Here is a 19,180-nt window from a genome sequence, read left to right on the forward strand (position 1 = left end):
AGCCTTCTAGTTCGTCAGAATTAGAAGGCTTTTTGCTTTGTGATTTTTATTTTCGCGCCATAGGGACGCAGCATGACCGATCAGACGCAATCCTCACCCCAATATCCTGAAGACAGCCTGCTGGTGGAGTCGCTGGATATCGAGGCCCAGGGCATTGCCCACAAGCCGGACGGCAAAGTGGTATTCATCAAGGGGGCGCTGCCGTTTGAGGTGGTCACTGCGAATATCAACCGCAAGAAAGCGACTTTCGAGCAGGCTACCGTCGGAGCCATCCACCGCGCGTCTTCGCAGCGGGTGCAGCCCGGTTGCCCGCATTTTGGTTTGCACGAAGGGGCTTGTGGTGGTTGCAAGATGCAGCATTTGCACGTTGGAGCCCAGGTCGCCATCAAGCAGCGGGTGCTGGAAGACAATCTTTGGCACCTGGGAAAGGTCAAACCCGAGAATATTTTGCGTCCCATTGAGGGGCCATCTTGGGGTTACCGCTACCGCGCGCGCCTGTCGGTGCGTTTTGTGCGCAAAAAAGGCGAAGTACTGGTCGGTTTCCATGAGCGCAAGAGCGGCTATGTGGCCAATATGCGTGAGTGCAAAGTGCTGCCTCCGCATGTGAGCGACTTGTTGCTGCCCTTGCGTGCCTTGATTGGCTCCATGGAAGCGCGGGAAACCCTGCCGCAGATCGAGCTGGCCTGCGGCGACGCCGTGACGGCCCTGGTTTTGCGTCATATGGAGGCCTTGAGCCAGGCCGATCTGGCCAAACTGCGAACTTTTGGCGCCACGCACCAGGTGCAATGGTGGTTGCAACCCAAGGGACCGGACAGCATCCATTTGCTGGAAGAGGGCGGCGAGCAGTTGTCGTATGCCTTGCCCGAGTTCGGCATCACGATGCCGTTCAAGCCCACCGATTTCACCCAGGTGAATCCGCACATCAACCGCGTTCTGGTGGTGCGGGCGCTGCGCTTGCTGGATGTGCAAAAGAACGAACGGGTGATCGACTGGTTCTGCGGCTTGGGTAACTTCACCCTGCCGCTTGCGACCCAGGCGGGCGAGGTACTGGGCATCGAGGGTAGCGAGGCCCTGGTCGCACGCTCGCGTGAAAACTATAAGAAAAACAAGGCCTCAGCGCAGGCTGCTTCTGCACTGGCAGCTACTAAGTTTGTAGCGCGCAACTTGTTTGAAATGACACCTGATGTGTTGACCGCCGACGGCAGTGCCGACAAATGGCTGGTCGACCCGCCGCGCGAGGGCGCGTTTGCACTGGTGCAAGCCCTGGCGGAACTGCACCAGACGCCGGCATTGCGCCGGGGCTGGACGCCGCCGCGCCGTATCGTCTATGTGAGCTGCAACCCAGCTACCCTTGCGCGCGATGCCGATGTGCTGGTGCACCAGGCGGGTTACCGCTGCGTCTCGGCGGGGATGGTGAATATGTTCCCGCATACCGCCCACGTCGAAAGCATGGCGGTCTTCGAGCTGGAAGGCTGAGACTAAAGCGGGGCTAGGAGGCCTTGGCTTTGGTGCCGCGCGCTTCCTTGGCGTCCGAGGTGGGCTTTTCCTTGGTGGTTGCGACGGCCTGGTCCGCTACGGGCTGCTCGCCTTCAGCGGGAATCTTGACCACCGAGGGCGTGCCCTCGATCTTGTTCTCGCGCATATAGGCGTCCATCTCTTTCCAACCTGCGAAAACCAGAGACCGCTGGGCTTTGGGATTGAGTGTGTAGCAATCTTCGATGCCACGCAGAGCGTGGCGGCAGGCGCCGCCCGTGGCCTTAGCATCGGCCTCGCGTTGGACCACCTTGGGGTCTGGATAGATCCCTGGGATCTCGCAGCCCGCTAACAGCAGGACTACGCAAGAGGCGAGAAGATGGCGGCTTGGCATGGGGCCTAAATTTCAGAAAAGATACTGTGGTTATCGGCTTTTTGGGTCTGGTATTGAGCGGAAGTTTCCTGAGAGACCAAAGAAAAAGGCCCCGGAGGGCCTTTTGAGGGGGGCTGGCCCGGCGCTTAGTCGCGCTCGCCGCCCATGATGCCCAGCAAAGCCAGCAGGCTTTGGAAGATGTTGAACAGGTCGAGGTACAGGGCCAGTGTGGCGCTGATGTAGTTGGTTTCACCGCCGTCGATGATCTGCTTCAGGTCATACAGCATGTAGGCGCTGAAGATACCAATGGACGCGACCGACAAGGCCATCATGCCGGCCGTGGAGCCCACAAAGATGTTGATGATGCCGCCCACCAGCAGTACCAGCATGCCGACGAACAGCCATTTGCCCATGCCCGACAGGTCGCGCTTGATGACGGTAGCCACGCTGGCCATCACCAGGAACACGCCGGCCGTGCCGCCAAAGGCGGTCATGATCAGGTCCGGGCCGTTCTTGAAGCCCAGCACCATGGCGATCATGCGCGACAGCATCAGACCCATGAAGAAGGTGAAACCCAACAACACGGGTACGCCGGTGGCCGAGTTCTTGGTCTTCTCGATGGCATACATGAAGCCGAAGGCGCCGCCCATGAAGACGATCAGGCCCAGGCCGCCGGTCAGCGCTTGGGTGATGCCGGTGGCCACACCCAGCCAGGCTCCCAGCACGGTGGGTACCAGGCTCAGGGCCAGCAACCAGTAGGTGTTGCGCATGACGCGGTTGCGTTCCTGTTGCGACACGCCATAGCTGTTGATGGTCTGGCCCACGCCAAAACTCGTAAAACGGTCATTCATAGTGGAAGCTCCTTGAAGGCTGCAATAGCAGATGGGGAAATTCTAGGCCGATTCAAGACTGGGACCGAATTTTGCATGGCCTATTTTGCGTGGGGGTACCCCGTATGCGGCGTGATACCCCCTTGGAGGCTGGGTCACAGCCGTTATGCTTCTACCTTTTATCCACTTTCAGGGACGTAGCCATGAAAACAAAATCCGTACTCGAATTCGCCGATGTCAAAGCCATTGCTGCCGCTGCCGAAGCCGAAGCACTGAAAAACCAATGGGCCGTGACCATCGCCATCGTGGACGAAGGCGGCCACCTGCTGCATCTGCAGCGCCTGGACGGTGCCCCCGCCTTGAGCGCCCACATCGCACCGGCCAAGGCCCACACGGCTGCCTTGTCGCGCAAGGAATCCAAGGTGTACGAAGACATCATCAACAATGGCCGTACCTCGTTCCTGAGCGCGCCGGATGTCAAGGGCCTGCTGGAAGGCGGCGTACCTATCCTGAAGGACGGCTTCTGCCTGGGCGCGGTGGGTGTCAGCGGCGTGAAATCGTCCGAAGACGCACAGATTGCCAAGGCCGGCATCGCCGCCATCGGTCTGTAATTTGCTCTCTTTTTAGGAGCTGCTAGCGCAGGTATTCTCTGCGCTAACAGCTCTTTTCATTTGTAGAACGGGCTGGCGGCCAAAGCCTGTTCGCATTCCCCCACGATCCACTGTCGGAAGCGCTGCAAGGCCTGCGCGGACCGGGTCGCCTGGGGTTCCACCAAAAAATAGCCATTGCTGGTACGGCTGGGGGACTGGCAGGCCGGCACCAGCTGGCCGCTGCGCACAAGGTCGTCCACCAGCGGCACCCAGCCCAGCGCCACGCCTTGGCTGGCGGTGGCGGCCTGGATGACCAGCGGGTAGTTGTTCAGCGTCAGGTCGCGGTTTTCGCCCGTGGTGACCAGGCCCTGCAGGGCCAGCCAGCTGTCCCAGCCCAGCCAGCGCTGGGGTTCGGTGCTTTCCAGGTGCAGCAAGGGCAGGTGGACCAGTTCCGCCGCGCTGCCTTGCAGCCCATATTGCGCCAGAAAGCGCGGGCTGCAGACGGGCAACACAATCTCTGGAAACAGGCGCTGTGCCGTGCAGCCCGGCCACTGGCCGGCACCGAAGGCGATGGCAATGTCCACCGGCTCGCCCCGGATGTCGAAGGCGTTTTGGGTGGTGACGATGCGCACGTCCAGATTCGGCACCAGGGCCTGCAGCGCAGCCAGCCGGGGCATCAGCCAGTAGGTGGCAAAGCCGAAGTCGGTGGCCACGGTCAGCACCTGGCGGCTGCGCCGTGCGCGGATCTTGGCCGCTGCGTCGCCTATGCCGGCTAGGCTTTCGCGCACCGCGCTGAATAGCTGGGCACCGTCGGCTGTCAGTGACACGCCACGGTGCTCGCGTTTGAACAACGGCACGCCCAAATCCTCCTCCAGCAGGCCGATGCGCTGGCTAACTGCGGGCTGGCTGGTGCCCAACTCTTGGGCAGCAGCGGTAAAGCTCAGGTGGCGCACCGCAGCCTCAAAGTAGACCAGGCTGTGCAGTGGCGGCAGGCGTTTCGGGTTTGACATAGCTGTGGCTTATGTGTGCATAAGAAATCTCAGTCTTCACACGCAGATTCTGCCTGCATAAACTGGATTTGTTACATAAATCCATATTATGTTGGGACGAGCCAATGGATGCACCCGCGCACAGCCGCAAGCCGAATATTCTGATACTGATGGCCGACCAGCTCACGCCGTCGGCCCTGGCCGCCTATGGCAACCAGGTCAGCAAGACCCCGCATATCGACGCGCTGGCCAAGGCCGGCGTGGTGTTTGACGCGGCCTATACCAATAGCCCGCTGTGCGCGCCGTCGCGCTATGTGTTCATGGCCGGCAAGCTGCCCTCTGCCATTGGCGCCTACGACAACTCGGCCGAGCTGCCGTCCGAGGTGCTGACCTTTGGCCACTATCTGCGCCATGCGGGCTACCGCACCATTTTGTCGGGCAAGATGCATTTCTGTGGCGCCGACCAGCTGCACGGTTTTGAAGAGCGCCTGACTACCGACATCTACCCGGCCGACTTCGGCTGGACGCCCGACTGGGACCAGCCCGAGGTGCGCCCCAGCTGGTACCACAACATGGGCTCGGTGCTGGATGCCGGCACCTGCATCCGCAGCAACCAACTGGACTTCGACGAAGAGGTGGTGTTTCTGGCGCAGCAGAAGCTGTTCGACATCGTGCGCGACGACGATGCCCGGCCGTTTTGCATGCTGGTGTCGATGACGCACCCGCACGACCCCTACGCCATTCCTAAAGCCTATTGGGACCTGTACCGCGACGAAGACATTGACATGCCGCGCGTGGGGCCTGACGAGGTGCCGCTGGACCCGCACAGCGAGCGCCTGCGCCATGTGAGCGACATGGACAGCACGCCCATCTCTGACCAGCAGACGCGCAATGCGCGCCACGCCTATTACGGCGCGGTGTCGTACGTGGACGAGCAGGTCGGCAAGATTTTGCGCACGCTGGAGCAGACCGGCCAGGCCGACAACACCATCATCCTGCTGTTGTCCGACCATGGCGATATGCTGGGCGAGCGCGGGCTTTGGTACAAGATGAACTTCTTTGAAAACGCCTGCCGCGTGCCGCTGATCGTGCATGCGCCCGCGCGCTTCGCGCCGCACCGGGTGGCGGCGTCGGTGTCGCTGGTGGACATACTGCCGACCCTGGTGGACCTGGCCTGTGCTGGCGAGACCCCGGCCTACCCGGAGGCCATCGATGGGCGCAGCCTGTGGCCGCATCTGCTGGGCCAGGAGGGGCATGACGAGGTGGTGGGTGAATACCTGGGCGAGGGGGCGGTGGCGCCCCTGGTGATGCTGCGCCGGGGCCGCTACAAGTTCGTGTATTCACCCGCTGACCCGGACCAGCTGTACGACCTGGTGGCCGACCCGGACGAGCGGCACAACCTGGCTAACTTGGCTGGTGACCCCACGCACACGGCCCGTCTACAGGCCTTGCGCAGCGAGGTGGTCGCACGCTGGGACATGCCAGGCCTGCGTGCCGCCGTGGTGGCCAGCCAGCGCCGGCGCCGCTTCCACTTCGCAGCCCAGAGCCAGGGCGCGCGCCAGGCCTGGGACCACCAGCCCTACCAGGCTGCCAGCCAACGCTATATGCGCAACCACATCGACCTGGACACGCTGGAAGCACGGACCCGCTATCCAGTTGTGAAGCCGGTGGTGAAACCCATTGTTAAACCCGATGCCGCTGGCATCCAACTTGTAAGCTAGGAGTGCACCATGGGACGTGAACGTGTTTTGCTGGCGGCAGCCAGTGTGATGGCCGGGGCTTTGCTGGTGGGCCACAGTGCCAGCGCAGCCGAGCCCGAGGCTTGCAGGCAGGTACGCATGGCCGACCCCGGCTGGACGGACATCACCGCCACCAACGCCGTGGCGGGCATCTTGCTCAACGCCCTGGGCTATGAGCAGAAGGTGGCATCGCTATCGGTGCCCATCACCTATGTGGGTGTGAAGAAGGAGCAGATCGACGTCTTCCTCGGCAACTGGATGCCGGCGCAAAAAGGGCTGGTCGAGCCCATCTTGAAAGAGGGTGCGATGGAGGTGCTGCATGCCAACTTGCCCGGCGCCAAGTTCACGCTGGCCGTGCCCGGCTATGTGGCGGATGGCGGTGTGAAAAGCTTTGCCGATCTGGCCAAGTATGCCGACAAGTTCGACCACAAGATCTACGGCATCGAGTCGGGTTCGCCTGCTAACCAGAACATCAAGAAGATGATCGAGGCCAAGAGTTATGGCCTGGACGGCTGGACCCTGGTGGAGTCGAGTGAGCAAAGCATGCTCAGCCAGGTGGCGCGCAAGGAAAAGGGCAAGGACTGGATCGTCTTCCTGGCCTGGGAGCCGCACCAGATGAACACCAAGTTCCAGATCAGCTACCTGGACGGCGACAAGGACTACTTTGGCCCCAATTACGGCAGCGCCACGGTCAACACCGTGTCGCGCAAGGGCTATGCAAGCCAGTGCCCGAATGTGGCGCGCTTGTTCAGCCAGCTGGAGTTCACGGTGGACCTGGAGAACAAGGCCATCACCGATGTGCTGGACCAGAAGATCGATGCCAAGGCGGCCGGCATGCGCCAGCTCAAATCCAACCCCAAGATGCTGGAGACCTGGCTCGCTGGGGTGAAGACCTATGGCGGCGATGACGGCCTGACGGCGGTCAAGAAGGTGTTGGCGCAGAACTGAGTGTTGGGCTGAGCGCCGGGCTGGGTGTTGTGGCCGTGTGGGAAAAAAAGCATGGCTAGTCGAAAAATGGCCGAGGCCGCTCTCCGTTGGCTAGCAAAAAACGACCCTTGCAGACTTCGTGCTGAAGTCCTGGGAGTCGCCCCACGATGAAACAGGTGCTGCCTCTGCGGGCGCAGGGGCAGCGGTGAAATAACGGGCTTACTTGGTCAGTATCAGCTTGCCTTGCTTGGTGTTGTGCAGGCGGTAGACCGAGCCGTTGTGCATGATCTCCACCGCCTTGTGACCACGCAGCAGGTCGCGGCTTTCCAGGGCCAGGGTCTTGGCGGCAGCCACCCCGTCCGCCAACATGCCTTGGAACGCGCCATTGGCATTCTCTCCCGATGCGGGATTGAACTGGGGGCGGGCGGCTAGGTTGGCGTACATAGGATGCTCCTGAAAGATATGTGCTGAACTTGCGATTGGTTAATGATAACCATTCTCAATTAATCCGCAAGTCCCTGTAAAGACTTATTTATCAAGGGGCCTTGGGTTCGGTGATGAAGCCGATCTTCTTGATGCCGCTCTGCTGGGCCGCCGCCATGGCCTGGGCCACGCGTTCGTAGCGCACGTTCTTGTCGCCACGGATATGCAGCTCGGGCTGGGGCTCTTTCACCGCCTCGGCCTGCAGCATGGGCACCAGATCGGTCTCGGCGACCTTGTTTTCGTTCCAGTAGTAGTCGCCCTGCGCATCCACGCTCAGGCGGATGGTGGCGGGCTTGGCGTCTTCTACCTGGTTGGTCGCACGTGGCAGATCCACATTGACCGAATGCTTCATTACCGGAATGGTGATGATGAAAATGATCAACAGCACCAACATCACGTCCACCAGGGGCGTCATGTTGATCTCGTTCATCACCTCATCGGGTTCGTCCTGGGTACCGAAGGCCATGCTCAGTTCCCTTTCTTCATGGGCACGACATTGGCTGCGTTGCCGCTGGCCACACGGGCGCCGGTGACGAAGAAGGCGTGCAGGTCGTGGGCAAAGCTGTTCAGCTTGATCAGGATGGACTTGTTGCCGCGCACCAGGGCGTTGTAGCCCAGCACCGCCGGGATGGCCACGGCCAGACCCAGCGCAGTCATGATCAGCGCTTCACCAATGGGGCCGGCCACCTTGTCGATGGTCGATTGGCCGGACATGCCGATGCTCAGCAGTGCGTGGTAAATGCCCCAGACTGTGCCGAACAGACCAATGAATGGCGCGGTGGAGCCGACGGATGCCAGGATGGCCAGGCCGGCTTGCAGCTTGGCGGTGAACTCATCGATGTTGTTGCGCAGGCAGCGCGTGACCCAGTCGCTCACGTCCAGGCTGTCATGCAGATGGGCCTTGGTGTTGCGGTGGTGGGCGGTGGCTTCGCGGCCTTCCAGGGCGATTTGCAGAAAGGGGTTACTCTGGTCATCGCCCAGCTTCTTCAGGCCGGTGGCGAAGTCTTCGCTGTGCCAGAAGTCAGCGGCGCCGCCAGCCAGCTTCTTGAACTTGAAAATGTCCAGGGCCTTGACCAGGATGACGATCCATGAGGTCAGCGACATGGCCAACAAGATGATGGCCACGGTCTTGGTGACAAAGTCGCCCTGGGTCCAGACGTTGGCGATGCCGAATTGCGATTCCATTCAATACTCCAGATAAGAAAAAAACTATTCGAGAACCCAGTTCACGGGCGCGTTGTAGGCCATGGCTGTGGGCACACCGTTGCGCTTGCCCGGCACGTAGCGCCAGGACATCACGGCGGTGTAGGCCGCCTGGTCCAGACGGTCGTACCCGCTGGACTTCAACAAGGTCGCGCTGGTCGGCAAGCCGTCTGCACCGATCATCACGGTGTAAATGGACGTACCTTGTTCCCCCAGCCGCTTGCTGATGACGGGATAGCGCGGCTTGGGGTTGTTCAGATAGTTGGCATCGCTGGACGGCAGCTCCACCTTGGGCGGGGCCGGTGGCGCAGCAGGCGGGGCGGGCGGGGCCACGGCAACCGGCGCTGCGATCGGCGGCGCAGGCGGCTGGGGCGTGGTCACGCCAGTGGGGGCATTCGGCGCAGGTGTGGGGTCGGCAATCGCCAGGGGCTGCGGCGCGGGCGGCAGCACCGGGGCTTTGGTCTTGACCACCGGTTGCTTGACCGGCGTGGGCGGTACCGGTGGTGCGGGCTTGGGCAGGGGCGGCTCGATGAATTCGCTGAGCATTTCCACCGGCACGATGACGTCAACGGCCTTGCGGACCAGGCCGCTTTGCAAGGCCCACAGGGCCACCACGTGGAAAGCCACCACGCTGCTCACGATGACGGCATTGCGGCTGAGGCGCGGGGCGGCGGAAGGCAGGGAGGCAGTGCTTTGCATACGGGGGATAGCGCCTGAGAGAGCCTAGGGGGCCAAAGAATGGAAGCGGCGCTGCACGCCGGGGCGGCCCACCAGTTATTTATGAAAGATCCACCAGGCCGAGCCTAGTACCAGGATCAGGCTGCCGCCAAGCGTGCCGAGGAGTTCCATGCCTTGCTCTCCAAAATGGATGTGGCGAGCTGGATGGCTGCGACGGGTTGCGAGGCGCTGCACTGCGCCACGATGTCCCGGGCACAACCTTCGCATTGGCCGCACTGGGTGGCGACACCCAGTTCCAGCTGGATATCGCTAAAGCACATGCCTGCACGCACATGGCGGGCAATATCGCGGTCAGATACTCGTTGGCATACACAGACGATCATGGCGGCAAGCAAATTGGCTGGCGGTGAAAGATGCGTAAGTATAAACACGAATTACTATCATTTGCAACCCATTGATTTTGGCAATCGTTTGGCGAGCGGTGTTTGTGTTCGGTTTATAGGCGGGCCAGGGGGCGGACGGGCGATCCGGCTTCGTATTCTGGTTACTATTATTTTGATAGCTACCGGTGTACGTAAATACTGCGCTAGAGACCTGAAAGACTTGTAGGTTGTGTGCTTGGTTTTAAGTGGCACCCGGGTGGATGCGGCACACTGGCATACCCATTGCTTTTTTGAACCATGCCTATCGACATCCCCCCGGCTGCACTGCAGGCCAAAGAACTGGTGGAAAGTTTTTTGCGGACCATCATGGTGCCCGACCCTGAGGGCGCGCGCGCCTTCATTGCGCCCGAGCTGCGCATCCGCTTCACCGGCGGCCGTGCCATGCGCGACCCGGCCGAATGCAGCGCCTTCAACGCCAGCCGTTATGCCTGGGTGAAAAAGAAGTTTGAACAGACCGACGTGGTGGCCGGCGCCACCGAGGACGAGGCCATCGTCTACAACATCGGCACCCTGTACGGCGCCTGGCCCGACGGCACGGCTTTCGAGGGCAACCGCTATGTAGACCGCTACGTGGTGCGCCGCGGCCTGATCGTGCAGATGGACGTGTGGAACGACAGCGCCGAATGGCTGCTGGTGCGCGCCGGCCTGTGCGAGCCGTTATGAGTGTTGGAATGTTGGTATGAGCACATTCGCCCCTCCCATCCCCGGCAACGGCCGCTTTGCCTACAGCCCCATCATCCGCCGTGCCCGCTACAGCTGGCCGAATGGCGCCAAGCTGGCGGTGTACCTGGGTTTCAACATCGAACACTTCGCGTTTGGCGAAGGCCTGGGCGCCTGCATAGGCCCCAAAACCGCGCAGCCCGATGTGCTGAACTACAGCTGGCGCGAGTATGGGAACCGCGTCGGCGCCTGGCGCTGCCTGGAGCTGTTCGACCAGCTGCAGCTGCCCACCGGCGCACTCATCAACACCGCGCTGTACGAGCATTGCCCCGAGCTGGTCCAGGCCTTTGCGGCGCGCGGCGACGAGCTCATTGGCCACGGCTACAGCAATGCCTTCAACCAGGCCAGTCTCAGTGAAGAAGACGAGCGCGCACTGCTGGCCGACTGCCGCACGCGCATCGCCCACCACAGCGGCACGGCGCCCAGCGGCTGGCTGTCGCCGTGGATCGCCGAAAGCCGCAGCACGCCCGACCTGCTGGCCGAGACCGGCTACAGCTACACGCTGAATTGGTGCCATGACGACCAGCCCACCGCTTTGGCCACACGCAGCGGCCAGCGCCTGTGGTCCATTCCCTACCCGCAGGAGCTGAACGACATCCCCATGGTCATAGGCCGGCTGATGGACGGCAAGGCCTTTGCCGACATGGTGATAGACAACTTTGACGAGATGCTGCAGCAGGCGGCCCAGCAGCCGCTGGTGATGGGTGTTGCGCTGCACCCCTACATCGTGGGCCAACCCTACCGCCTGCGGCATCTGCGCCGTGCGCTGGAACACATCGCCCGCGCGCGGGATGCGGGCCAGGTCTGGATCACCACGCCCGGCCAGATTTGCCAGCATGCCGAACAGGTGCACGCAGCATGAGCGCCACCCTCAACGCCACATCCACCCAGGGCATGGTCACCAGCCCGCACGCCCTGGCCTCGCAAGCTGGGCTGGACGTGCTGGCCGCTGGCGGCAACGCCATCGAGGTCGCCATCACCATCGCCACCAGCCTGGGCGTGGTCTACCCACATTTTTGCGGCTTGGGCGGCGACGCCTTCATGCTGATCGCCGACAAGGCGGGCCAAGTGCAAACCCTGTCCGGCATAGGCCAGGCGCCGCAGCTGCTACCCAGTTACAGCGGCGTAATTCCTGTGCGCGGCCCGCAGTCCATGCTGACCACGGCTGCTACGGTGGACCTGCTGGGCCAGGCCTTTGACATCAGCCAGCAAGCCTGGGGTGGATCGCTGAGCTGGCAGCGCCTGCTGGCGCCGGCTATAGCCCAGGCGCGCGATGGATTCCCCATCTCCGAGTCCGAGCGCTTCTGGCTGCAGATGCGCCTGCCCGAGATGGCGGCGCTGCCCGGCGTGGCCGCCCAATTCTTGCACCAGGGAGCGGTGCCCGCCGCAGGCTTTTTGCGCCAGCAGCCGGCGTTGGCCGCCACGCTGGAAACCCTGGCGGCCCGCGGCCCGCGCGACTTTTATGAAGGCCAGCTGGCGGCCCGCATCGCCCAGGGCCTGGCCCAGGCCGGCTCACCTTTGACCGCCGCCGACCTGGCCCGCACCCGGGCGCGGGTAGAAGCACCGCTGTCCGTGTCCTACCGGGGCGGCACGCTGCTGGCACACCGGCCGCCCACCCAGGGCATCACCACGCTGGAAATCATGGGCATCCTGGATAGGTTTGACCTGGCCCAGATTCCCGAGGGCAGCGCCGACTACTACCACCTGCTGGTCGAGGCCATCAAGCAGGCCTTCATCGACCGCAACCGCCATGTGGCCGACCCTGAGTACGCCGATGTGCCCATCGAGCGCCTGCTGTCCCCGGCCCACCTGGACCAGCGCGCCAGCGCTATCCGCATGGACCAGGCGCTGCCCTGGCCGCAGCCTTTCCAGGCTGGCGACACCGTTTACATCGGCGCCGTAGACCGCTGGGGCCAGGCCGTGTCCATGCTGGCCACCACCTACTTCGACTGGGGCAGCGGTGTGCTGGTGGGCGATACCGGCATGCTTTGGCACAACCGTGGCGCGGCCTTCTCGCTGGACCCGCAGCACCCGAATGTGCTGGCGCCGGGCAAGCGCCCGTTCCACACCCTCAACCCCGGCATGTACCTACAAAACGGCAAGCCTCACATCCTGTATGGCACGCAGGGCGCCGACGGCCAGCCGCAAACCCTGGCTGCAGTGCTCACCCGCATGATCGATTACGGCATGGACCCGCTCAGCGCCCTGGCCCGGCCGCGCTTTCTGCTGGGCAAAACCTTCTCCGACGCGCGCGACTCGCTGAAGCTGGAAGAAGACGTGCCGCCCGAGGTGTTCGCCGAATTGGCCCGGCGTGGCCACGCCCTGAGCCCGGTGGCGCGCCAAAGCCCGCTGATGGGACACCCTGGCGCCATCCGCATCGACCCCGCCAGCGGCCAGATGCGCGGTGCGCACGACCCACGCAGCGACGGGCTGGCTTTGGGCTTGCCAGGTTGATGCTATTTAATTAGTAGCTGCCAGCGCAGGTGCTATCTGCGCTGGCAGCCTAAAAGGCTTGCAAGCCGGTAGGGCCGGGGGCGGCAAGGCGCACAATCCCGCCAAGCTTTGCCACACCCACCGCAGGACCGCATGCAACAGGTACTCATCATCCACGAGGTCCAGGACTACGCCGCCTGGAAGAAGGTTTTCGACGCCGCTGCCGGTATCCGCTTTGAGGCCGGCGAGCGCAGCTACCAGGTGCTGCGCTATGACACCGACGCGAACAAGATCGTGCACTTCTCCGCCTGGACCTCGCTGGCCCAGGCCCGCGCCTTTTTTGAGTCGCCCCGGCTGGTGCAGATACGCATGGATGCCGGAGTAAAGGCGCCAGAATTCATCTACCTGGAACAGCTGGAAGCGGGTACGCTTTAGCCCCCTGGTGTGTTGGTCGGTGCCAAATCCGTCACTCGGTAGCGTATTTAAGGCCCCCTACGCTGGTTGGTGTAAGCCTCGTCGGGGCTTAGGCGTTAGCCTGTCAGATACAACAAGAAACAAGGAGCGATATGGACACCAGCCTCTGCCCCGCCAAGACTGACAAGGGCAACCTGGTCATCAAGGACCGGTCCACCAAGATGAAGATTGCACAGCGCTCGGCGCTGATCCTGTGCGACGGCAAGAAAAGCATCGCCAAGATACTGGCGCAGATCGGCGGCATGGGCCTGTCAGCCGATGACTTCCAGCAACTGCACGATCTGGAGCTGATCGAATTCGTGGCCGCCGCGCCCACAGAAAAGCGCCCCGCCTCGGGCACCGGCGCCAAGTTGCAGGACCTGGGCTCGGCCGAGCGCTACATGCTGGCCTACCAGACGGCGGTGCAGCTCACCAGCGGCCTGGGCCTGAAGGGCTTCATGCTGAACCTGGCGGTGGAGCGGGCCGGGGATCTGGACGCCTTGAAAAGCCTGGCGCCCAAAATCCAGAAGGCCGTGGGCGACGAGGCCTTCCAACCCCTGCGCTATATTTTTGATAACAGCTGACGCAGGCAGTATCTGCGCTAGGCCGTTAAAAGCCTGAGCAAGGTATTGGCCACCACCACGGTGGCTTTGCGCAGCTCGTCCAGCGGCACGCGTTCGTCTGCGCGGTGGCCGTTGGCCTCCAGCAATGTCTGCGGGCCGGCCCCGTACATCACGGTGGGAATGCCGGCTTCGCTGTACAGGCGCGCATCGGTATAGAGCGGCACGCCAATCGGCGTTACCGGTTTGCCCATGACCAGGCTGGCCTCCTCGCACAGCAGCTCGGCCAGTGCCTGGGCGCCGGGCGCTGGCGCGAACGGCCGGGCCAGCAGGATTTGCCGTATCTCTACCGTGATGCCTGGCAGGGCGCGGCAGGCGTTTTCGATCACGCTGCGCAGCTCGACCTCTACCGCCTCGGGCACTTCCTCGGGCACGATGCGCCGGTCTATGCGCAGGCTCAGCGTGTCTGCCACCACATTGGTGTTGATGCCGCCGTGGATCAAGCCCACCACCAGGGTCGGGTGGGTAATGCCGGCTGTTTGCGACGGGCGCAGGGCCAGTGCATCGCGGTGGCGGTACAGGGCGGGCAACAGGGTGGCCGCGGCCTCGATGGCGTCAACGCCGGTGTCGGGGCGCGCTGCGTGGGCCGACTTGCCGCGCAGTGTCACTTCCAGGTGCAGGCAGCCGTTGTGCGCCACGATCACATGGTGCGAAAAGGCGGCCGACAGCACGTAGTCGGGTTTGCTCAGACCCTGGGACAAGAGCCAGCCTGGCCCGGTCATACCGCCGGTTTCTTCGTCATAGGTCAGGTGCAGCTCCACCGTGCCGGCCAGCGGCGTGCCCTGTGCCTGCAGTTGTTTGAGCGCGCGCAGTGCGAAGGCATAGGTGGTGAAGTCGGACTTGGAAACGGCTGCGCCGCGCCCGTAGAGCCAGCCGTCGCGCACCTCACCGCCGTACGGGTCGGTGCTCCAGCCGCCGCCGGGCGGCACCACGTCGCCGTGCGCGTTCAGCGCCACCGTGGGGCCATCGCCAAAGCGGTGCCGCGCGATCACATTGCTCACGCTTTGCATGCCTTGTGCGGCGGCAAAGTCGGGCGGTACCGGGTGGACTTCAACCTTGAAATCCATGCCTGCGAGCAGGCGGGCGGTCAGCTCGGCGTGCGGTGCGCAGTTGCCTGGCGGGTTGTCGGACGGGCATTGCACCAGCTGCGTGAGCGTGCGCACCTGCTCGTCGAAATGGGCGTCGATGTATTGGCGCAGCGTGTTGCGCGCGGAAGATGTCTGGTGCATAGATTAAAAAGGTTCAAAGGAAGCGGTTGATGTGGAAAGGGGACATGTCGATGGAGGTACGTCCATGCACCACCAGGTCGGTGGTGAGCTTGGCGACGATGGGGGCCAGGGTGTAGCCGTTCGAGCTGACGGCGTTGTAGAAGCCAGGCACTCCGGGCACGTCGCCAATGATGGGCGCGCCGTCGATGTTGACGTTCATGCCGGCCCAACAGCGCAGCATGTGCAAACCGCTGACGGCCGGCAGCACCTTGCGTGCGACCCACAGGCTGCCCTCGATGCTGGCGCGTTCTGTGCGGTTCAGCCGCATGCCTTCGTGGAAGGCCGCCGTCCAGCCGCCGCCGATGATGAGGCCGCCGCTGGCAGCCTGCTTCAGGCTGAGGTGCCGGTCGGCGTGGGCGATCAAATGGTCTACCAACGGGGGCGCAGGCTCGGTGACGATCATCTGCAGGGGCGCGCCTTTGACGGGAATTTTCACGCCCAGCATGTCGCCTATGGTGCTGGACCAGGCGCCGCTGGCGTTGATGATGCGCCCGGCGTGGATGCTGCCGCGCGAGGTCTGCACCACAAAGCCGGCCCCATCGCCGGGCTTGCGCTCAATCGCTTGCACATCGCAGCCGCGCAGCATGCGTGCGCCAAGCTGTTGTGCCCGGCTGGATACCGCGTAGGTGGCGCGCAGCGGGTTGATCTTGCCTTCCATGGGGCACAGCTCGGCGCCCAGCAGGTCCTCTGAGAGGGCGGGGGACAGGCGGCGCAGCTCGGTGCCATCAATCACCTGGGCGTCTATGCCGTAGCTGCGCTCCAGCGCGGCCTTGGCCTCGATGAAGTGCATGCCGGCGGCACTGTCGGCCACCATCAGGCCGCCGGTGATCTTGATCTCCAGGTCTTCGGCGCAGTCGGCTTCAATCTCTTGCCACAGGCGCACCGACATCGGCCCCAGCGGCAGCGTGGCCGCGGCCGGGCCACCACCTTCCTGGGCCTTGGCGCCGAAGTCAAAGGACAGCAGTTGCACATGCAGGCTGCCCGCATTGGCGCCCGAGGCTTGCAGATTGGTGTCGTCGCGGTCCACCACGGTGACGTTCTGCCCGGCTTGGGCCAGGTAGTAGGCCAGGCAGGAGCCCAACACGCCGGCACCGATGACCAGCACATCCGTGTGCACAGGCGCAAAAACCATGTGCTCCACCGGGCGGGCCAGATTCGGCGTGATGGCGTGCTTGTGGCCACCCCATTCGGGCTTCTCGAAGCCCAGTGCGCCGGCAGGCACCGGTTTGGCCGGGGGACGTGGCGCAAAGTACTGTTCGACCTCTGGCGGGCGCCCCGTCATCTCCCCCACCAGCTTGGCGGCGGTGACTGCGCAATAGCGTCCCTGGCAGCGTCCCATGCCCAGGCGGGTGTTGCGCTTCAGCGCCGCCAGCGTGTCGCGCCCGGCGCGGATTTGCGCGCGCACCGAACCAAAGCTGATCTCTTCGCAGCGGCACAGCAAGGTGCTGTCGGGCAGGTCTTGCAAGCGTATGGGCGGTGCCTGGTAGAGCGACCACAGTGCCTGCTGAAAGCATTCGGCCTGCTGCAGCCGGCGCTGCGTACCGGCGGGCTCGGTGGCGTGTAAACCCAGCTTGCGCGCCGCGGCCAACCCGGCCAGCGTGCCGCGTGCCTGGGCTACGCGCGCGCCGCCCATGTCGGCGCCGTCACCCACCACGTACACACCGGGCAGGCTGGTGGCGCCGTCCGCCTCGGTCACGGTGGCCAGATAGCCCAGATGGCGGTCGGCCACGCGGTGTGTACAGCCCAGCATGCGGGCCAGTTCCGTGGAAGGAATGAAGCCGTAGCCCAGGCACAAGGTGTCCACCTCGTAGCGCAGCGCTTTTGAAATCGTGGCCTGGCCTTGTGCATCCAGCGCAGCAGCCTGCACAGCCTGCAACTGGCCCACGCCCTCGGTGGCGACGACGGAGTGGCCCCACAGCAGCGGCACCTTGTGGGCGCGCAGTTGCCGCAGATAGCGCCAGCCATCGCGCAGCAGGTCGGGTGCGGTGCGTGCTGCCGCCAGTATCTGCCGCCACTGGTGCGGCGTGGGGCGTGGCGCCGATTCCAGCACCGCGACGACATGCGCGCCACCGGCCAGCAGCTCGGCGGCCAGCTGCAAATTCAGCGGGCCGTTGCCGGCAATCAGCACACGCTGGCCCGGCGCCACGCGGTAGGCGCGCGCCAAGGTCTGGGCGGCGCCTGTGGTCATTACGCCCGGTAGCGTCCAGCCGGGGAAGGGCATGGGGCGTTCGTAGGCACCGGGTGCAATCACCAGCTGTTTGCAGTGGATCACCGTGGCTTGCCCATGGATCAAGGCGCCCACTTCCTGGGGCGAGAAGGCCGCCCATACCTGGGCGCTCTGCAGCACGGTAACACCGGCATCCCGCACCGCCTTTTCCAGCGCCAGGCCCTTGGCAAATTGGCCATCCAACGGCGTGCTGGTTTGCTGTGATGGGGCCAGTGGCTTGTAGAACTGGCCGCCGGACTGCAGGCGTTCGTCCAGCACCAGTACCTCCGCACCGGCCTGGCGTGCGGCCAGCGCGGCCGACAGGCCGGCCGGCCCGGCGCCCACCACCAGCAGGTCCACCTGCCGGGTCGCGGGCTCGCTGCCGGCTTCCGGTGTGAGCGGGCGCAGCGGGTCTTCCGGGGTGCCGGCGGGCATGGACGAGCGAATTTGCTGGCCATCGGCCACTTTGACCAGACAGGCGCGTTGGCTGGTCTGGCCATCGACGGTGACCAGGCAGTCGAAGCAGGCGCCCATACCGCAGTACATGCCCCGGCGTTCGCCTTCACGGGTGTGGCGCATCTGCCGGATGTTGTTGGCGGCCAGGGCGGCAGCAACGGTTTCGCCTTCCAGGCCCTGGAGGCTCTGGCCGTCGTACCAGAAATGGATAGGGCGCCCGCTGGCAGTGACGGCGGGATGGGTCAGTCGGGTGCTCATGAAAGTGCTGGGCGAAAAAAATCGTGTTGACGTGTTTGAATGTATACGTATACTACACGTATACAAATACATCGTCATCACATTTTTCACCAGGACCGGCAATGACAGCATTCCGTGGCACCTATACGGTGCTTATTACCCCCTTGACTGCGGACGGCAAGCACGTCGATGTGCCCGCATTGAAGAAGTTGGTCAATTGGCAGATTGAGCAGGGCATACACGGCCTGATCCCTCTGGGTAGCACCGGCGAATTCCTGTCTTTGAACCCCGATGAACGCCAGTTGGTCATCGAGACCTGCGTCAGTACCGCAGCAAAACGCGTGCCCGTGTTGATCGGCACCGGTGCGGAGTGGACCGACGAGTGCGTGCGCTTGAGCCGCGAGGCCGAGAGCATGGGCGCCGACGGCGTGATGATCATTCCGCCGTTCTACAGCAGCCCCACCGACGACGAGCTGTTCGCGCACTACCGCAAGGTGGGCGAGTCGATCGGCATTCCCATCATGCTGTACAACAACCCCGCCACCGCCAATGTGGACCTCAAGCCCGAGCTGGTTGCGCGCCTTTCACGCATAGACAACTGCCGGTACATCAAGGAGTCCACGCTGGAAGTCACCCGTGTGCGCGACATCATCGAGCTGTGCGGCGACCGCATGACCGTGTTTGCCGGCATCCTGGGTTACGAGTCGTTCTGGCTGGGCGCCCAAGGCTGGGTGGCCGTGTGCTCCAACCTGATCCCAAAAATGTCGGCGCGCCTGTTTGAGCTGGTGGCCGATGAGCGCGACATGCCCGCCGCACTGGCGCTCTACAAACAAATGCTGCCCATCGTGCGCTGGGTCGGCGGCCACCGCTATGTGGCCGCGTCCAAGGATGGTCTTTCGATGATGGGCCTGCCGGTTGGCAAGCCGCGCGCCCCCCGCCTGCCGCTGCCCGAGGCCGATGCCGTGGACCTGCGCCAGGCGCTGGACCGCCTGGGGCTGATCGACTCGATACGCGCCTGAGTACCGCTACTACTTTCCCCGCTTTCTGTTTGCTGCCTCC

At 63.6% G+C, this 19,180-nt stretch carries 20 protein-coding genes; 10 read left to right on the top strand and 10 right to left on the bottom strand.

Annotated elements, in window-relative coordinates; translation table 11 throughout:
* Positions 1-72 precede the first annotated feature (72 nt).
* On the top strand, positions 73-1,476 hold the full coding sequence (gene rlmD / locus AC07O2_RS08550; protein ID WP_495075309.1) for a 23S rRNA (uracil(1939)-C(5))-methyltransferase RlmD: 1,404 nt from the start codon (positions 73-75) through the stop codon (positions 1,474-1,476).
* A gap of 13 nt (positions 1,477-1,489) precedes the next feature.
* On the opposite strand, the gene AC07O2_RS08555 is transcribed toward rlmD, so the two are convergent.
* Positions 1,490-1,867, bottom strand: a complete 378-nt coding sequence (locus AC07O2_RS08555; protein ID WP_495075310.1) for a hypothetical protein — start codon at positions 1,865-1,867, stop codon at positions 1,490-1,492.
* 125 nt (positions 1,868-1,992) lie between these two features.
* The gene (locus AC07O2_RS08560; protein ID WP_495075311.1) at positions 1,993-2,697 is read right to left on the bottom strand and encodes a Bax inhibitor-1/YccA family protein; all 705 of its coding nucleotides are present in this window, start codon (positions 2,695-2,697) and stop codon (positions 1,993-1,995) included.
* A gap of 182 nt (positions 2,698-2,879) precedes the next feature.
* Between AC07O2_RS08560 and AC07O2_RS08565 the strand changes: the two genes are divergently transcribed.
* Positions 2,880-3,287 (top strand): GlcG/HbpS family heme-binding protein, encoded by a 408-nt coding sequence (locus AC07O2_RS08565; protein ID WP_495075312.1) that lies wholly within the window; start codon positions 2,880-2,882, stop codon positions 3,285-3,287.
* Positions 3,288-3,343: 56 nt separating this feature from the next.
* Here the strand turns inward: AC07O2_RS08565 and AC07O2_RS08570 are convergent, their stop codons facing one another.
* The gene (locus AC07O2_RS08570; RefSeq protein ID WP_495075313.1) at positions 3,344-4,276 is read right to left on the bottom strand and encodes a choline sulfate utilization transcriptional regulator; all 933 of its coding nucleotides are present in this window, start codon (positions 4,274-4,276) and stop codon (positions 3,344-3,346) included.
* Between the two features lie 104 nt (positions 4,277-4,380).
* Here AC07O2_RS08570 and betC point away from each other — a divergent pair, with 104 nt between their 5' ends.
* Both betC and choX read left to right on the top strand, forming a co-directional pair.
* Complete coding sequence (gene betC / locus AC07O2_RS08575) at positions 4,381-5,976, top strand: choline-sulfatase (RefSeq protein WP_495075314.1); 1,596 nt, start codon at positions 4,381-4,383, stop codon at positions 5,974-5,976.
* 48 nt (positions 5,977-6,024) lie between these two features.
* Positions 6,025-6,942, top strand: coding sequence for a choline ABC transporter substrate-binding protein (gene choX, locus AC07O2_RS08580; RefSeq protein WP_495075485.1), 918 nt, complete (start codon positions 6,025-6,027; stop codon positions 6,940-6,942).
* Between the two features lie 198 nt (positions 6,943-7,140).
* Here the strand turns inward: choX and hemP are convergent, their stop codons facing one another.
* The 5 genes from hemP to AC07O2_RS08605 form a co-directional block, all read right to left on the bottom strand.
* Positions 7,141-7,365, bottom strand: coding sequence for a hemin uptake protein HemP (gene hemP / locus AC07O2_RS08585; protein WP_495075315.1), 225 nt, complete (start codon positions 7,363-7,365; stop codon positions 7,141-7,143).
* A 91-nt stretch (positions 7,366-7,456) separates the two neighbouring features.
* A complete protein-coding gene (locus AC07O2_RS08590) occupies positions 7,457-7,870 on the bottom strand; it encodes an ExbD/TolR family protein (RefSeq protein WP_495075316.1) in 414 nt (137 codons plus the stop codon).
* Positions 7,871-7,872: 2 nt separating this feature from the next.
* On the bottom strand, positions 7,873-8,589 hold the full coding sequence (locus AC07O2_RS08595; protein ID WP_495075317.1) for a MotA/TolQ/ExbB proton channel family protein: 717 nt from the start codon (positions 8,587-8,589) through the stop codon (positions 7,873-7,875).
* 24 nt (positions 8,590-8,613) lie between these two features.
* Positions 8,614-9,306 carry an energy transducer TonB gene (locus AC07O2_RS08600; protein WP_495075318.1) on the bottom strand — a complete coding sequence of 231 codons (693 nt, stop codon included), beginning with the start codon at positions 9,304-9,306 and terminating at the stop codon, positions 8,614-8,616.
* 116 nt (positions 9,307-9,422) lie between these two features.
* Positions 9,423-9,668 (bottom strand): (2Fe-2S)-binding protein, encoded by a 246-nt coding sequence (locus AC07O2_RS08605; protein WP_495075319.1) that lies wholly within the window; start codon positions 9,666-9,668, stop codon positions 9,423-9,425.
* A gap of 297 nt (positions 9,669-9,965) precedes the next feature.
* On the opposite strand from AC07O2_RS08605, the gene AC07O2_RS08610 reads away from it, so the two are divergent.
* The 5 genes from AC07O2_RS08610 (at position 9,966) to AC07O2_RS08630 (ending at position 13,918) form a co-directional block, all read left to right on the top strand.
* On the top strand, positions 9,966-10,391 hold the full coding sequence (locus AC07O2_RS08610) for a nuclear transport factor 2-like protein (protein WP_495075320.1): 426 nt from the start codon (positions 9,966-9,968) through the stop codon (positions 10,389-10,391).
* Between the two features lie 16 nt (positions 10,392-10,407).
* Positions 10,408-11,310 (top strand): polysaccharide deacetylase family protein, encoded by a 903-nt coding sequence (locus tag AC07O2_RS08615; RefSeq protein ID WP_495075321.1) that lies wholly within the window; start codon positions 10,408-10,410, stop codon positions 11,308-11,310.
* On the top strand, positions 11,307-12,902 hold the full coding sequence (ggt, locus tag AC07O2_RS08620) for a gamma-glutamyltransferase (protein ID WP_495075322.1): 1,596 nt from the start codon (positions 11,307-11,309) through the stop codon (positions 12,900-12,902). The genes AC07O2_RS08615 and ggt overlap by 4 nt, the downstream gene beginning before the upstream one ends.
* A 132-nt stretch (positions 12,903-13,034) precedes the next feature.
* Positions 13,035-13,316 carry an antibiotic biosynthesis monooxygenase gene (locus AC07O2_RS08625; RefSeq protein ID WP_495075323.1) on the top strand — a complete coding sequence of 94 codons (282 nt, stop codon included), beginning with the start codon at positions 13,035-13,037 and terminating at the stop codon, positions 13,314-13,316.
* 131 nt (positions 13,317-13,447) lie between these two features.
* On the top strand, positions 13,448-13,918 hold the full coding sequence (locus AC07O2_RS08630; protein ID WP_495075324.1) for a hypothetical protein: 471 nt from the start codon (positions 13,448-13,450) through the stop codon (positions 13,916-13,918).
* 17 nt (positions 13,919-13,935) lie between these two features.
* On the opposite strand, the gene AC07O2_RS08635 is transcribed toward AC07O2_RS08630, so the two are convergent.
* Together AC07O2_RS08635 and AC07O2_RS08640 are read right to left on the bottom strand one after the other, a co-directional pair.
* Complete coding sequence (locus AC07O2_RS08635) at positions 13,936-15,183, bottom strand: M20/M25/M40 family metallo-hydrolase (RefSeq protein WP_495075325.1); 1,248 nt, start codon at positions 15,181-15,183, stop codon at positions 13,936-13,938.
* A 13-nt stretch (positions 15,184-15,196) separates the two neighbouring features.
* Positions 15,197-18,142: an FAD-dependent oxidoreductase gene (locus tag AC07O2_RS08640; RefSeq protein ID WP_495075326.1), complete on the bottom strand. Its 2,946-nt coding sequence runs from the start codon at positions 18,140-18,142 to the stop codon at positions 15,197-15,199.
* 101 nt (positions 18,143-18,243) lie between these two features.
* Between AC07O2_RS08640 and AC07O2_RS08645 the strand changes: the two genes are divergently transcribed.
* Complete coding sequence (locus AC07O2_RS08645) at positions 18,244-19,140, top strand: dihydrodipicolinate synthase family protein (protein WP_495075327.1); 897 nt, start codon at positions 18,244-18,246, stop codon at positions 19,138-19,140.
* The last annotated feature ends 40 nt before the right edge of the window (positions 19,141-19,180 follow it).

The sequence above is a fragment of the Rhodoferax sp. GW821-FHT10B06 genome, assembly GCF_059415605.1.